Raw genomic sequence first — 15,096 nt, 5'->3', positions numbered from 1 at the left:
GGTGGAATACGGTGGCGAATCCGCGCGAACGGCTGCCGGGCTCGACGAGGTTCTGCTGGACGTCAAGCTTTCGGTTCCCGAGTTGCCGCTCAGACCGGTGAGCAGGGCCCCTCTGATCGAGGCGGCCCGGAGGAGCGGTGCCCCGGCGGTCGGTGTCACCGCGCCCGCCGGCTACGGAAAGTCCACCCTCCTGGCGCAGTGGGCACAGGCCGAGGACCGCCCGGTCGGCTGGGTGTCGCTCGACCGCCTGGACGACGATCCCAGCGCTCTCCTCGTGCTGCTCGCCTCGGCGTACGCGCGGGCCGTGCCGGATCAGCAGGGCGTGGTCGCGGATGTGAGCGGCCTGGCCGTCTCGCCGTTGGGTCGCGCCGCACCGCGCCTGGCCGCCGCCCTCAGCCGAAGTCCGGAACCCTTCGTGCTGATGGTGGATGACCTGCACGAGCTGCACTCCTCGGCCTGCCACGACGTGCTGAGCGTCGTCATCTCCGGTGTCCCGGTCGGCTCGCAGCTGGTCTCGGCGAGCCGGGTCGAGCAGCCCCATCTGGCTCGGCTGCGTGCCTCCGGCGCGGTCCTGGACGTGCTGACCTCCGACCTGGCACTGGACGTGGCGGGCGCCGAGCAGATCTTCGCCGCGGCGCACGTACCCCTCACCCGTGACCAGGCGACGGTGGTGACCGAGCGGACGGAGGGGTGGGCGGCCGGCCTGTACCTGGCGGCGACGATCGCTCGGGACACCAGGCAGGACGTGTCGAGCATCTCCGGCGACGACCGGTACGTGGCCGACTACCTCTATCGGGAGTCGCTGAGCGGGCTGGACGAGGCGACGCAGCGGTTCCTGCGGCGTACCGCTGTGCTCGACCGGCTCTGTGGCTCGCTGTGCGATGCGCTCTCGGGGGACACCGACGGTCAGGACCAGCTCCTCGCGCTCGAGGGGTCCAACTCGTTCCTGCTCCCGCTCGACCGGCGGCGGGAGTGGTACCGCTACCACCCGCTGTATCGGGAGTTCCTCCTCGGCGAGCTGCGTCGGGTCGAACCCGAGGTCGTCGCGAAGCTGCACCTGCGGGCCGCCGACTGGTTCGAGGCCAACGAGTCCTCGGCGATGGCCCTCGAGCACCTGTTGAACACGCCCGAGCGTGATCGGTGCGTCCAGATCGCGACGCAGCTGGTGCTGCCGACCTACAGCGCCGGGCAGCTGTCGACCGTGGGGCGGTGGCTGTCAGCGCTCGGTGACTCGGCGATCGAGGAACATCCTCCCCTCGCCGTGCTCGCCGCCTGGATGGGCGTCCTGGGTGGCGACCCGCTGGGGGCGCAACGATGGGCCGCCGTGGCGGAGGCCGCGGAGTACGACTGGGTGCCGATGGACGGCACCGCCTCGTTCGAGTCCGCGCGCGCCATGTTGCGGGCCGCCATGTGCCCGGCGGGACCTGCGGCGATGATGCGGGACGCCGACTTCGCCATGGCCCAGGAACCGCCGTGGAGCCCCTGGCGCGACACGGCCCTGACCGCCGCCGCTGAGGCGCATCTGCTCCTGGGCGACGTCGATCGTGCCGCCGCCCTGTTCGCCGAGAGCGCCACCGTCGGAGCCGAGGTCGGCAACACCGACACCATCGTCAACGCTCACGCGGAGCTCGCGCTGTTGGCGATGGAACGTGGGAGCTGGGACGAGGCCACCGAGAGGGTGGCCCTCGCCCTCGCCGTCGTCGAGGAGCATCGGACCTACGACTACGCGGTGAGCGTCCTCGCGTTCGCGGCCGCTGCCCGTCTCGGGATGCACCACGGGGATCTCGGTGAGGCGGACCGGCAGCTGACTCGGGCCATGCGTGCGCGTCCGTCCTGCACGTACGTCCTGCCGTACCTGGCCGTGCGCGGCCGCCTCCAGCTGGCCGGGGTGCTCTGGGCACGCGGCGACTCGACGTCGGCCCGGCACCTGCTGCGCGAGATCGACGACGTACTGCAGCGCCGACCGGACCTCGGGGCGCTGGTCGACCAGGTCGCGGGGCTGCGCGCCAGGATCAGCTCGACCGAACGCGTCACCGCGGGAAGGCCGCCCCTGAGCCCGGCCGAGCTGCGCCTGCTGCCCTACCTCCAGACCCACCTCACGATCGGCGAGATCGGCGAGCGACTGTTCGTCTCCCGCAACACCGTCAGCTCGCAGGTCGCCTCGATCTACCGCAAGCTGGGCGTCTCCTCGAGAAGCGACGCGGTCCGGCAGGTCATCTCGATCGGGCTCCTCGGCTCCTAGCCGGCCTGATCCGCAGGGCGTCCACGGTTCAGGATCCCTTGTCGCGGAACACGTCGGAGAGCGGGTCCGCCTCGAAGTAGGCGGCCTTGATCCTCAGCCACTCGCCGTCGAGGACCATGTCCTTCAGGACCTCGTCGATCTGTTCCTTGCGCTGGTCGCCGGAGCGGATCACGAAACCGATCGGGGCGTCCTTGACCGGGTAGACGATCGGCTCCTCCAGGGCTATCGGTGCGCCTTCGATGATCGACCGGGCGTAGGGAGCGCCATGGAACAACGCGTCCGCTTCGCCTCGCTCGATCAGCTCGATGGCGGCGCCCACGTCAGGGGCCTTGACGATCTCGACGTCGTGGTACTTCTCTTCGAGGTAGGACCCTTGGACGGCGCCGTCGACGACCGCGATCTTCTTCCCGTTGACGTCACCGCGCGTCCGGATGGTCGATCCCTCGGGGGTCAGGAAGGCGACGTACGTCGAGAAGTAGGGCGCGCTGAAGTCGAACTCCCGCTCGAGCTCCGAGGTGCTCGTGACCTGGGCCCCGATCATGTCGATCTCTCCCGCCCGCAGGGCCGGGAAGAGCTCGTTGAAGTCCATCGCCACGAACTCAGGCTCGACGCCCATGCCCTCGGCGACGCTGTGCGCCATCTCGTAGTCGAAGCCCTTCGTCGCGCCGCCGCTCTGGTAGTAGACGGGTTCGGTGCTGTCGACACCGATCCGAAGGGTGTTGCTGCTGCTGACCGCGGCGCTTGCCTTTCCGCTGGCAGATGGTGTGGGGTCCGAGAAGTGTCCGCTGAAGGCGATCACGCCCAGGAGGGCCACGGCGCCGGCGACGACCAACTTGATCTGGTTCATGGGGGATCCTGTTGCTGGGGGCGGTGGCACCCGGCGATGGCTGGCACGCGGGCCCGAGCGGAAAGGCGTGAGCCACTCAACAGGACCCGTACGTCATGTGGAACGTGGCCAGACCAACACGGCGCGAACGAGCGACGAATCCCGGGTGTCGCGGCCCGCGGTGACGGTCATGACGCCACCTCCGCGACCAGGTGCACGATGACCAGGTCGTCGGCCCCCAACAGGGGCGCGACCACGCCGACCTCGTCGAGCAGTCGGCCGCTCATCACCGCGCCGCCGTCGTACCACGCGGGTCGCGGGCGGTGCGTGGGCGACACCGCAAGAGGCACCGGCGTCACTCGGTACGCCGTCTCCGGGGCCAGGCCGGGGAACCGGATGCGGCCGGCTGGCTGGCCCAGGGTGAGGTCGAGCGCCGAGAGACGGAACAGCGCCTCGCGTCCGTCAGGGGCGACCACGCCGTCCAGCTGCAGACCGTCGGGCACGGTGTCCGCCCGCACGACCCTGCCGGAGTGGAGCAGGCCACGGAACCGCTTGTGCAGCGTGATCCAGGCCCGGAGCTCCTCGCGCTCCTCATCCGTCATGGTGGTGAGGTCCCACTCGATGCCGAGGTGTCCCCACATGGCGGTGCCGGCGCGGAAGCGCAGGGTGTGCTGGCGTCCGGTGGTGTGGTCGGTGCTCGATCCCACGTGGGTGCCCATCAGCTCGGGCGGGAGGGTCAGCCCGGTCCACCGGACCAGACGGTGCCCTTCGTGTGCGTCGATGCAGTCGGAGACCCAGGCTCGGTCGGTCCTCTCGAGGACTCCCAGGTCGAGGCGACCGCCGCCGCCGCTGCAGGCCTCGATCTCGAGCCCGGGGTGCCGCGCACGGAGCGCGTCGATCATGCGGTAGGCCGCAAGGGTCTGCAGGTGGACGCCGGGGCGGTGGTCCCGGCCGCGACCCGCGCCGGTCAGGGCACGGTTGTGATCCCACTTGATGTAGGCGATGCCGTAGCGGTCCACCAGCGCCGAGATCTGACCGAACACGTGGTCCCAGGCGTCCTCGTCGGTGAGGTCGAGGACATGCTGGTCGCGCGAGCTGAGGCCAGGACCGGCGTGGGTGCCGAGAATCCACTCGGGATGCGCCCGTGCCACGTCGGAGTCGAGGTTGACCATCTCGGGCTCGAACCACAGGCCGAACTCCATGCCCAGGCCGTGCACGGTCTTCACCAGCTGGGTGAGCCCGTCGGGAAACACGTCCTCGTCCACGACCCAGTCACCCAGGGAGCTCGTCGCGTCGCGCCGCCCCTTGAACCAGCCGTCATCGAGGACGTACCGCTCGATGCCCAGGTCGGCCGCACGCTCGGCGAGCTCGACGAGCTTGTGCGGGTCCATGTCGAAGTAGACCGCCTCCCAGGTGTTGAGGAGTACGGGTCGCGCGCGACGTGGGTGCGAGACCCGCGCTCTGAGGTGCTCGTGGAAGCGGCCGGAGAAGGCATCGAGCCCCTCGCCCCAGGAGGCGTAGAGCCAGGGCGAGGCATAGGTCTCGTCGTGGCCCAGCACCATCTCGCCGGGCAGGAGCAGCTCGCCTCCGCGCAGCAGCTTCCAGCCCGTGAAGGAGCTCTCGGCGCAGAGCACCTGGTTGCCGCTCCAGCCGAGGTGAACGCCCCAGACCCGACCGGCACGGAAGCCGAACCCGGACCGGCCGGCACACAGCACGGTGGCCGAGTCGTGGCCGGGACGACCGCCCCAGGCCTCGCGGACATGCTGTCCCTGGGTGAACGCGTGGCGCTGCGGGGTCCGCTCGTGGGCGTGTCGCCCCGCCATGTCGAGGAGCTCGTCGGCCTCGGCCGGCACCGGCAGAGCCGGTTCGAGCAGCGTCACCTCGTACGGCGTCGCCCCGAGGTTCCGCACGCAGGCACGCAGGCGCAACAGGCCGTTCCCGAACAGCTCGATCTCGGTGGTGACCTCCACCTCGGCCGGCTTGTCCAGCGCGACGCTGGTGAGCCGGGTGCAGTCGGTCGACTCGGTGACCGTGTGGTCCACCGAGTCGAAGGTGAGCGCCCAGGCCTGGCCGGCGCGGCTGCCCAGCAGACCCGGACGACCCACCCAGCCACTGGTCTGCTGCGGCAGCACGGATGCCCACGAGTGCTGGTAGATCGCCCCGTCGAGGCTCGGCATCTCCAGCGAGCCGAGAAGGTCGGGAAGGTGCTCGACCGCGGTCTCGCCGAGATCCGGTCCCCAGTGGAGGACGCACGGGAGCTCGGTGGAGTCCAGCCGGAGGACCAGGCTGGTGTCGCCGCGCCGGAGGTGCACGCCACGGGCGCGCTCGTCGGTCATCGGGCGGTGCGGGTGAACACGGCCACCCCGGAGCACGCCAGCTCGGCGACGCCGCGATCGGCACCCGAGGAGAACATCGGCTCGCCGAGACCGGCCAGGTTGTCCAGCTCGCCGAGATCGACCACGTCGTCGGTCCGGTTGACCAGGAACCAGTACTCTCTCTCGCCGTCTGCGCGGATGGCGAGCTCCACCCTGCCGCGCAGCCCTGCGGGCAGCTCGCTGTCCACCCCTGCGGCCTCGAGCAGTCGGGCCAGCAGCGGCTCGAGGCCATCCGCACCCAACCGGGTGGAGACGTAGGTGGCCGAGCCGTGCGCCAGGGCCCGCCGGGTCACCGCCGGGCGGCCCGCCTGCAGCCCGGTCTTGTACGTCGCGAGGACCTGCGTGTCGGGAGTCGTCGCGGTGATCCGGTCGGTCCACAGCGTCCCGGTGCCGCCGTCGTCGAGAACAACCTCGCCCCCGTCCAGGAGCGGCCCGAACTCCTCGATGCGGATGCCGAGCACATCGCGCAGCGCACCCGGGTAGCCACCCGGCCACACGTGGTTGTTCTCGTCCACGACGCCGGAGAAGTACGTCGTGACCAGGTGGCCACCGCGGTCGACGAACGTCCTCAGCTGGTCGGCCGTCGCGGCCGGCATCACGTGCAGCACCGGCGCCACCACCACGTCGTACCCGTCGAGCGGCGCACCGACCGGCAGGACATCGGCCCGGACCCCGAGCGCGAGGAACGCGACGTACCAGTCCAGCGCCTCCGCCCGATGGCTCACCGAGGAACTCGGGTTGGCCTCCAGGTCGAGGGTCCACGACGACTCGATGTCGAAGAGGATCGCGGCCCGGGCCTGCTGGCGCCGCGCCCCGACGACGGAGGCGAGCCGCTCGAGGTGCCCGCCCAGTCGGACCACCGTCCGATAGACCTCGCTGTCCTCGCCGGCATGGGGCACCATCGCCGAGTGGTACTTCTCCGCTCCGGCGAGGGACTGCCGCCACTGGAAGAAGCAGACGGCGTCCGCACCGTGCGCCACGTGGGTGAGCGAGTCTCGCACCAGCGCGCCCTCCGCCTTGGGCGGGTTGATCGCGCGCCAGTTGACCGCGCTGGTCGAGTGTTCCATCAGGAACCACGGCTCACCGCCGGCGATGCCGCCGGTGAGGTTGGCCGAGAACGACAGCTCGTCGCGGGCGTGGTCCTCGACGAGCGTGTAGTGATCGTTGGAGACGAAGTCGACCTCGGCCGCCCAGTCGGCGTAGTCGATGCCGTTGAAGTGGGCCATCACCATGAAGTTCGTGGTCACCGGCACCTCGGGGGTCAGCCGGTCGAGGATCTCCCGCTCGGCGCGCAGGTAGTCCTTGAGAGCGTCGGAGGAGAATCTCTTGAAGTCGAGCTGGTGCGTCGGATTGGGAATGGTGGGCGTCAGCCGCGGCGGCAGCACCTGGCTCCAGTCGCTGTAGCGCTGCGACCAGAACGCGGTGCCCCAGGCGCGGTTGAGCCCGTCGAGGTCGCCGTACCTCTGCGAGAGCCAGGTGCGGAACGCTGCCGCGGCGTCGTCGGAGTAGTCGTGGAGGTTGTGGCAACCGAGCTCGTTGGAGACGTGCCAGGCGGCGAGCGCCGGATGCTGGGCGTACCGGCCCGCCATCTTCTCGACGAGCGCCAGGGCGTGCTGTCGGAACACCGGTGACGTCGGTCGCCAGTGCTGCCGGGCGCCCGGCCACATGGTCTCGCCGGTGCGTGTGACCGGAAGGATCTCCGGGTGCCCGGTGCTCAACCAGGGCGGCGGCGAGGCGGTCGCGGTGGCGAGGTCGACGGCGATGCCGTGGGCGTGCAGGAGGTCCATCACCTCGTCGAGCCACGCGAAGTCCCAGGTGCCCGCGGTCGGCTGCAGGCGGGCCCACGAGAAGATCCCGACGGAGACGATGTTCACCCCGGCCTGACGCATCAGCCGGACGTCCTCGTTCCACACCTCCCGTTCCCACTGGTCGGGGTTGTAGTCGGCCCCGAAGCCGAGCGGTCCGCGAGCGTTCTCGACCGCGAGCGACTCGGGCCATCGCACCCAGCGGTGGGGTCGCCGGCTCATGCGGTCGTCCCGCGGGGCGGGGCGGTGCTGGCCCGGACCACCAGCCGGGGCCGCACCAGGGCCTCCTGGTGCTCGTGCTCGCCGGACTGGATCTCCCGGATCAGGGCGTCGACCGCGCCCCTGCCGACCTCGTCGAACGACTGGTGGACGGTGGTCAGTGGCGGCCAGAAGTACGCCGCCTCCTCCATGTCGTCGAAGCCGACGACGCTGACGTCGTCGGGGACCCGGCGACCGCGCTCGTGCAGGGCTCGGAGAACTCCCAGGGCCATCTGGTCGTTCGCGGTGAACACCGCGGTCACCTCCTCGTTGTCGGCCAGCCGGAGGCCGGCCTCGTAACCGGCTCTGGTCGACCAGTCGCCCGGCAGCACCGGTGGCACCGTTCGGCCGTGGGCCTCGAGCGTCTTCTGCCACGACGTCCGGCGGCGCCGCGCGGAGTAGGACAGCTCGGGCCCGGCGACGTGCCAGACGGTCTCGTGACCGAGGTCGAGCAGGTGCTCGGTGGCCAACCGTGCTCCGAGGGCCTGGTCGTTGTCGACGATCGGGTAGTCGTACTCCGCGCTGGAGTCGACCACGACCACCGGCAGTCCCTCCGGCACGGCGACGCCGTCGAGCCGGTGGGTCTCGACCAGGATGATGATGCCGTCCACCGTCTGCTCGCCGAGCTGGTCGAACGCTGCTCGAACGGCGTCCTGGGTGGCGTCCAGCACGGGCAGCAGGTTGATGGCGTACCCGGTCTGGGTGGCGGCGGCCGCGATGGCGTCGAGCGTGTGGGTGGTGCCGACGCTGGAGAGCTCGAACGCGATCACGCCGATGCTCTGGAACCGTCCGCTGCGCAGCGCCCGGGCCGCCCGGTTGGGCCGGTACCCGACCTCGCGCATCGCGGACAGCACCCGCTCCCGGGTGGCCGAGTCGACGTAGCGGGCGCCGTTCGCGACCCGCGAGACCGTCTGTCCCGATACCCCAGCGATCCGGGCAACGTCGGCCTGAGAGGCCCCCCGTCGTGTCACTGGCCCCGAGGCCGTGCTGTCTGTCGCCATGGGCCGAATAATCCTTCCGCCAACCTGTTGACGTCAACATGTGTTGTACGTCACTGTACCTGTTGACGTTAACAGGCCGCCATCGGAGAGGCGGTGAAAGGAGGTGGGACCGTGTCCCAGGGCGTGACTCAGCTGGAGAGAAGTCGGGGGAGCCGCGGTGGTGTGCGACCACCCGTGCCCGGGCGCCGGTGGTCGCGCACCGACACGAAGGGCTGGATCTTCGTCGGTCCGTTCCTGGCGGTCTTCGCGCTGACCTTCCTGGCGCCGATCGGCTACGCCGCCTACCTCAGCCTCTTCCGCGCGCAGGCGTTCTTCGGCACCACGGAGTTCGTCGGTCTGGACAACTACGTCGACGTGTTCACCGACGACAAGTTCTGGGACGGCTCGTTGCGGGTCCTGCTGTTCCTCGTCGTACAGGTGCCGATCATGCTCGGCCTCGCCCTGGTGGCCGCGCTGGCCATCGACAGCGCCCGGCTCCACGCCACGAGCTTCTTCCGGCTCGTGATCTTCCTGCCCTACGCCGTTCCCGGCGTCGTGGCCGTCCTGATGTGGGGCTTCATGTACGGCACCAACTTCGGGCTGGCCGCCGACCTCAACGAGCTGTTCGGCACCTCGGTCGTGCCGCTCAGCAGCAACTGGATGCTCGCCTCTATCGCCAACATCGTGACCTGGGAGTTCGTGGGCTACAACATGCTGATCTTCTACTCCGCGTTGCGGACCGTGCCCGGCGAGATCTACGAGGCCGCCGCGCTCGACGGCGCGGGCGCGCTGCGGACCGTGCTCTCGATCAAGATCCCGGCCCTGCGCGGAGCCATCCTGATCGCCACGATCTTCTCCATCATCGGGACCTTCCAGCTCTTCAACGAGCCGAACATCCTGCGCACGCTGGAACCCAACGTCATCACGACCTACTACACCCCGAACCTCTACGCCTACAACCTGTCCTTCGGCGGGCAGCAGTACAACTACTCGGCGACGGTCGCGATCGTGATGGGCCTGCTGACCGCGGTGATCGCGTACGCCGTCCAGCTCCGCGGCTCACGAGAGGCGATGAAGTGACGCGCCGGGCGAGCACGTCGCCGCTCGCGCCGCGACGCTCCCCGCTGCTGACCGGACTGATGGCGCTGTTCCTCGTCTACACGCTGGTGCCGCTGGTGTGGCTGATCCTGAGTGCCACGAAGACGCAGGCGGATCTGTTCTCGAGCCCGGGGCTGTGGGTCGGTGACGAGTTCGCGTTCTTCAGCAACGTCCGCGACACGCTGACCTACCGCGACGGCATCTTCCTGCGCTGGCTGGCGAACACCCTGCTCTACGTCGTGGTGGGTGCCGGCGGCGCGACCCTGCTGGCCACCGCGGCCGGCTACGGCCTGGCCAAGTACCGCTTCCCCGGACGGCGGGCGGTCTTCGCCGTCATCATCGGTGCGGTGGCCGTGCCCGGCACCGCGCTGGCCGTGCCGACGTTCCTGATGTTCTCGAACATGGGGCTCACCAACACGGTCTGGGCGATCATCATCCCCTCGCTGATCAGCCCGTTCGGCCTGTATCTGATGTGGGTCTACGCCGCTGACGCCGTGCCGGACGAGCTGCTCGAGGCGGCGCGCATCGACGGCGCCGGCGAGATCCGGATCTTCTTCACGGTCACTCTGCGCCTGCTCGCTCCTGGCATCGTCACGGTGCTGCTGTTCGCTGTGGTCTCGACGTGGAACAACTACTTCCTGCCACTGATCATGCTGAGCGAGCCGAAGCTCTACCCGCTCACCGTGGGCCTCACGCAGTGGAGCGCCCAGGCGACGGGCGCGAACGCGCAGCCCGTCTACAACCTGGTGGTCACGGGGTCCCTGCTGACCATCGTCCCGCTCGTCATCGCCTTCATCCTCCTCCAGCGGTTCTGGCAGTCCGGCCTGAGCGCGGGAAGCGTCAAACAGTGAAATGAAAGGAACGCCATGTTGATCACCAAAGGGCGCAGAGCCCGCCGGATCGCCCTTGCCGCGGCAGCTCTCACGGCCGCCTCCGTGCTCGTCGGCTGCGGCTCGGACGGCGGGGGCGGGGGCGGCGGCGAAGGCACGGCTGCCGACCTCGACGCCGCCCTCGAGGACGGGGGCACCATCACCTACTGGACGTGGACCCCGTCCGCCGAGGCTCAGGTGGCGGCGTTCGAGGACCAGTACCCGAACGTCGAGGTGAAGCTGGTCAACGCCGGCACCGGCAACGATCACTACACGAAGCTGCAGAACGCGATCAAGGCCGGCTCCGGCGGGCCCGACGTGGCACAGGTCGAGTACAAGGCGCTGCCGCAGTTCGCGCTGCCCGGCGACCTGGTCGACCTGCGCCAGTACGGCTTCGACGAGTTCGAGTCGGACTACACGCCCTCGACCTGGGCCTCGGTGCAGGCCGGCGATGGCCTCTACGGGCTGCCGCAGGACTCCGGCCCGATGGCGCTCTTCTACAACCAGGAGGTCTTCGACGAGCACAAGCTCGAGGTGCCGACCACCTGGGACGAGTACGTCGAGGCCGCCCGGACCATCAAGAAGGAGAACCCGGCGCAGTGCATCACCAACGACAGCGGTGACCCCGGCTTCACCACCAGCATGATCTGGCAGGCCGGCGGCACCCCGTTCCAGGCCGACGGCGAGAGCGTCACGATCGATCTGCAGGACGAGGGCACGCAGAAGTGGACGGGCGTGTGGAACCAGCTCATCGAGGACGAGCTGACCTGCACGATCCCCGGCTGGACCGAGGAGTGGTACAAGGCGCTGGGGGACGGGACCATCGCGTCCATCGGTCTCGGTGCCTGGGCGCCCGGCGTGTTCGAGCAGTCCGTGCCCGACGGCGCGGGCAAGTGGCGGGTCGCGCCGATGCCGACGTACGACGGGCAGCCGGTGACCGCCGAGAACGGCGGCAGCACCCAGTCCGTGCTGGAGCAGAGCAAGAACCCCGCGCTGGCGGCTGCGTTCGTGCGCTGGCTCAACCACGACGAGGGCATCGAGCCGTTCCTGGAGAGCGGTGGCTTCCCGGCGACGGTCGCTGACCTGCAGGACCCCGCGTTCGTCGACAAGAAGAGCGACTACTTCGGCGGCCAGCAGGTCAACCAGGTGCTCACCGAAGCGGCCACCCAGGTGGTCGAGGGCTGGCAGTACCTGCCCTACCAGCTCTACGCCGACACGATTTACGGCGACACCGTCGGCAAGTCCTACCAGACCCACTCCGCCCTCGAGGACGGCCTGGGGGCCTGGCAGGAAGCGCTCGTGAAGTACGGCGACGAGCAGGGCTTCAGCGTCAACTGACCCACGACTGACGGGACCGACGGCCGCACGTCACGGAGCGGCGGCCGTCGGTCCCTCGCGAGAGGTAGGCATGCCCGAGTTCACGATCGGCGAGACCGACTTCCTTCTCGACGGTGAGCCGTTCCGGATCCTCTCCGGCGCGCTGCACTACTTCCGGGTCCACCCCGACCACTGGGCGGACCGGATCGAGAAGGCCAGGCTGATGGGCCTCAACACCATCGAGACCTACGTGCCGTGGAACGCCCACAGTCCCCGCCCGGGCGTCTTCGACACCGACGGCATCCTCGACCTGCCGCGCTTCCTGCGCCTGGTGGGCGAGGCCGGCATGTACGCGATCGTGCGTCCGGGTCCGTTCATCTGTGCGGAGTGGGACAACGGCGGGCTGCCGCCCTGGCTGTTCCGGGAGCCGGGCGTCGGGATCCGCCGCCACGAGCCGCGGTTCCTCGACGAGGTCGAGAAGTACCTCCACCACGTCCTGGCGCTCGTCCGTCCGCACCAGGTCGACCTGGGCGGACCCGTGCTGCTGGTCCAGGTGGAGAACGAGTACGGCGCGTACGGCGACGACCGGAGCTACCTGCAGGCGCTCGTGGAGATGATCCGTGGAGCCGGCATCGGCGTGCCGCTGGTCACCGTGGACCAGCCCGTGGACGCCATGCTCGCCGCCGGCGGAATCGACGGGGTGCTGCGTACCAGCTCCTTCGGCTCGGACAGCGCGAACCGCCTGCGCACCCTCCGCGACCACCAGCCGACCGGGCCGCTGATGTGCATGGAGTTCTGGGACGGCTGGTTCGACCACTGGGGAGGCCGGCACCACACCACCGGCGTCGAGCAGGCCGCCGAGGAGCTCGATGCCCTTCTCGCCGCAGGAGCCTCGGTCAACGTGTACATGTTCCACGGCGGCACGAACTTCGGCCTGACCAGCGGGGCCAACGACAAGGGGATCTACCGGCCGACGGTGACCTCGTACGACTACGACGCTCCCCTGGACGAGGCCGGGAACCCGACCACGAAGTACTTCGCGTTCCGCGACGTCATCGCCCGCTACGCCCCGGTGCCGACCGAGACCCCCGGCGCCACCGGCCCCGCCCCCGAGCACACGGTGGCGCTGGGCGATCCGGTCCGGCTTCTCGACGACCCGGCGGCCTGGGGCTCCTGGAGCAGGTGGGCGTCGCTGCCGGTGCTGGACGAGCTGGAGACGGAGACTCGTCTGGCCGTCTACCGGACCGAGCTGCCGGGCGACCGCCCCGGCGTCCTCAGTCTCGGCGAGGTCCGTGACCGGGCCGCCGTCTTCCTCGACGGCGCTCCGGTCGGCATCCTCGAGCGGGAGCACCACGAGCGGGCTCTCGCGCTGCCGCGCGGGCGTGGCGTGCTGGAGCTGGTCGTCGAGGACCAGGGCCGGGTCAACTACGGCGCCCGCATCGGTGAGCACAAGGGCCTGGTCGGGCCGGCTCTGCTCGACTGCGGCGCGTGCATGGACGGCGTGCCCCTCACGGACTGGGAGGTCCTCGCCGTCGACCTCGACCGGGTGCCGCGCCTGTGGGAGACCGGACTCCCCGACCGCGGTGGCTCTGGCGTCGGGCCCACCGCGTGGCACGCACACTTCTCGACCGAGCCCCACGTCGACCTCTTCCTCGACACCACCGCCTGGGGCAAGGGCATCGCCTGGGTCAACGGCTTCTGCCTGGGGCGCTACTGGCGGCGCGGTCCGCAGCACACCCTCTTCGTCCCGGGCCCGGTGCTGCGGCCCGGCCGCAACGAGCTGGTCGTACTGGAGCTGGAAGTGCTCGCCGACCCGACGGCCCGGTTCGTCGCCGGGCCCTCCCTGGGCCCGCTCGAGGACTGAGTCCCCGCTCTGTCCCGAATACGTGTCCTCGCGCCTTACCCTGAGCGGCAGCGAGCTAGCACCTCCCGGAGCGCGACATGCCTTCCGGATCCGAACCCCGTCTTCTACGAGTTGTGCCCGCGCGGGCGATCCTCGCCGCGAACTCCTACGTCGTCCTGGTGACCGCCGACGATGCCGGCAGCCCGTGGGCGACGCCGAGCAGGCACGCCTGAGGATGTACGTCGCCGAGTACACCGACCTCAGGAGATCGGATTCATCACCGGCCTGAGCGTCGCCCGGAAGGTGCGCCGACAGTCGGACGGTGAGATCCCGAACATCTTGGCGAACTGCTGCCGCATCGCCACGGCGCTGCCGAAGCCGCAATGGTGCGCGATCTCCTCGATGCTCAGGTCGGTCGACTCCAGCAGCTCCTGGGCGTGACGTACGCGTTCTCGCAGCAGCCACTGCAACGGAGTAGACCGGGTCTGCTCCTTGAACCTCCGGTTGAGGGTGCTCAGGCTCATCCCGGCGTGGGCGGCGATCTCGGCCAGCGTCGTCCTCTCCTCCAGCCGTTCCCGCAGCCACAGCAACGTGGTCTGGAGAGACCCGTGGTCGTCCGCGGGCTCGTCGTGCCGGATGTATGGCGGCTGCTCGCCGTCGCGCTGCATCGGCACCACCATGTGGCGGGCGACATCGGCGGCGACGGCGGCCCCGTGGTCGACCCGGACCAGGTGCAGGCACATGTCGATGCCGCTGGCGGCTCCGGCCGAAGTGATGACGTCGCCATGGTCGACGAAGAGCACATCGGCGTCGACCTTCACCCGGGGGTAGAGCACGGCGAGGTCGTGCGCGCGGGACCAGTGTGTGGCCGTACGTCGCCCGTCGAGCAACCCCGACGCCACGATGATCCGCGTGCCGAGCGATGCGATCCTGATGCCTCTGCGGTGGGCCTCGCCCAGCAGGCGCAGGGCCTCGGCGGACGGCTCCCGCGGCGTCCCGGTGGCAACGATCGTGTCCGCCTCCAGGGCTGCCTCCAGCGGGTGCGGCGGCGTGAACCGGTACATCTCGACGTCGTCCACCCCGCAGACGGCCAGCTCGCTGCCGTCGCCACAGACCCGGACGTCGTACAACCGCGCACCGAACAGCTCGCCCGGTTCCTTGTCGCGTGAGTGCGCGGTGCTGAACACCTGCAGCGGCATCGCCAGGTCCATGCTGTGCACCCCGTCGAAGGCGAGGACCGCGATCCGATGCATGACGATAATCTATCGAAGGTAGCCTTTTTCGTCACTGTTGTTTGCGTCGATTGCCCATCACGATCGACACATGCTGTTCGCAATCGCCCTGTCCGCCGTCGGAACTCTGGTCCTGCTGATGGCCGCGGGCCGGCTCACCGACGAGCTGCACGTGCGCCATGCGGCTGACTGGGCTCGCCGCGTCGCTGCAGCAAACGCTGAAGGATTCGGTGCCCAGAAGTAGTCGGGAT

General features: G+C 69.8%; 11 protein-coding genes. 6 read left to right on the top strand and 5 right to left on the bottom strand.

The annotated features are described in order from the left end of the window. Nucleotides 1-97: 97 nt before the first annotated feature. Entirely contained in the window at nucleotides 98-2,242 is a 2,145-nt protein-coding gene (locus ACIRON_RS07075; protein ID WP_402990804.1) for a LuxR C-terminal-related transcriptional regulator, read from the top strand. 28 nt (nucleotides 2,243-2,270) lie between these two features. Here the strand turns inward: ACIRON_RS07075 and ACIRON_RS07070 are convergent, their stop codons facing one another. From ACIRON_RS07070 to ACIRON_RS07055, 4 genes are all read right to left on the bottom strand, one after another. Beyond that, nucleotides 2,271-3,089, bottom strand: coding sequence for a substrate-binding periplasmic protein (locus ACIRON_RS07070; protein WP_402990801.1), 819 nt, complete (start codon nucleotides 3,087-3,089; stop codon nucleotides 2,271-2,273). A gap of 167 nt (nucleotides 3,090-3,256) precedes the next feature. Then, nucleotides 3,257-5,404 carry an alpha-galactosidase gene (locus ACIRON_RS07065; protein ID WP_402990798.1) on the bottom strand — a complete coding sequence of 716 codons (2,148 nt, stop codon included), beginning with the start codon at nucleotides 5,402-5,404 and terminating at the stop codon, nucleotides 3,257-3,259. Then, complete coding sequence (locus ACIRON_RS07060) at nucleotides 5,401-7,470, bottom strand: beta-galactosidase (protein WP_402990795.1); 2,070 nt, start codon at nucleotides 7,468-7,470, stop codon at nucleotides 5,401-5,403. Before ACIRON_RS07060 ends, ACIRON_RS07065 begins: the two co-directional genes overlap by 4 nt. Continuing rightward, nucleotides 7,467-8,477 (bottom strand): LacI family DNA-binding transcriptional regulator, encoded by a 1,011-nt coding sequence (locus ACIRON_RS07055; protein ID WP_402990793.1) that lies wholly within the window; start codon nucleotides 8,475-8,477, stop codon nucleotides 7,467-7,469. The genes ACIRON_RS07060 and ACIRON_RS07055 overlap by 4 nt, the downstream gene beginning before the upstream one ends. 204 nt (nucleotides 8,478-8,681) lie before the next feature. Here ACIRON_RS07055 and ACIRON_RS07050 point away from each other — a divergent pair, with 204 nt between their 5' ends. From ACIRON_RS07050 to ACIRON_RS07035, 4 genes are all read left to right on the top strand, one after another. After that, nucleotides 8,682-9,566, top strand: a complete 885-nt coding sequence (locus ACIRON_RS07050) for a carbohydrate ABC transporter permease (RefSeq protein ID WP_402990790.1) — start codon at nucleotides 8,682-8,684, stop codon at nucleotides 9,564-9,566. After that, a complete protein-coding gene (locus tag ACIRON_RS07045; protein WP_402990787.1) occupies nucleotides 9,563-10,435 on the top strand; it encodes a carbohydrate ABC transporter permease in 873 nt (290 codons plus the stop codon). The genes ACIRON_RS07050 and ACIRON_RS07045 overlap by 4 nt, the downstream gene beginning before the upstream one ends. 15 nt (nucleotides 10,436-10,450) lie before the next feature. Continuing rightward, nucleotides 10,451-11,791 (top strand): ABC transporter substrate-binding protein, encoded by a 1,341-nt coding sequence (locus ACIRON_RS07040; protein ID WP_402990784.1) that lies wholly within the window; start codon nucleotides 10,451-10,453, stop codon nucleotides 11,789-11,791. Nucleotides 11,792-11,861: 70 nt separating this feature from the next. Then, on the top strand, nucleotides 11,862-13,634 hold the full coding sequence (locus ACIRON_RS07035) for a beta-galactosidase family protein (protein WP_402990782.1): 1,773 nt from the start codon (nucleotides 11,862-11,864) through the stop codon (nucleotides 13,632-13,634). A 239-nt stretch (nucleotides 13,635-13,873) separates the two neighbouring features. Here the strand turns inward: ACIRON_RS07035 and ACIRON_RS07030 are convergent, their stop codons facing one another. Further along, nucleotides 13,874-14,866, bottom strand: a complete 993-nt coding sequence (locus ACIRON_RS07030; protein ID WP_402990779.1) for a GlxA family transcriptional regulator — start codon at nucleotides 14,864-14,866, stop codon at nucleotides 13,874-13,876. A 70-nt stretch (nucleotides 14,867-14,936) separates the two neighbouring features. Between ACIRON_RS07030 and ACIRON_RS07025 the strand changes: the two genes are divergently transcribed. After that, nucleotides 14,937-15,089 (top strand): hypothetical protein, encoded by a 153-nt coding sequence (locus ACIRON_RS07025; protein ID WP_402990776.1) that lies wholly within the window; start codon nucleotides 14,937-14,939, stop codon nucleotides 15,087-15,089. The last annotated feature ends 7 nt before the right edge of the window (nucleotides 15,090-15,096 follow it).

Source organism: Nocardioides sp. NPDC101246 (assembly GCF_044767415.1).
Classification (GTDB): Bacteria; Actinomycetota; Actinomycetes; order Propionibacteriales; family Nocardioidaceae; genus Nocardioides.
This window is presented reverse-complemented; position numbering and strand designations above follow the sequence as displayed.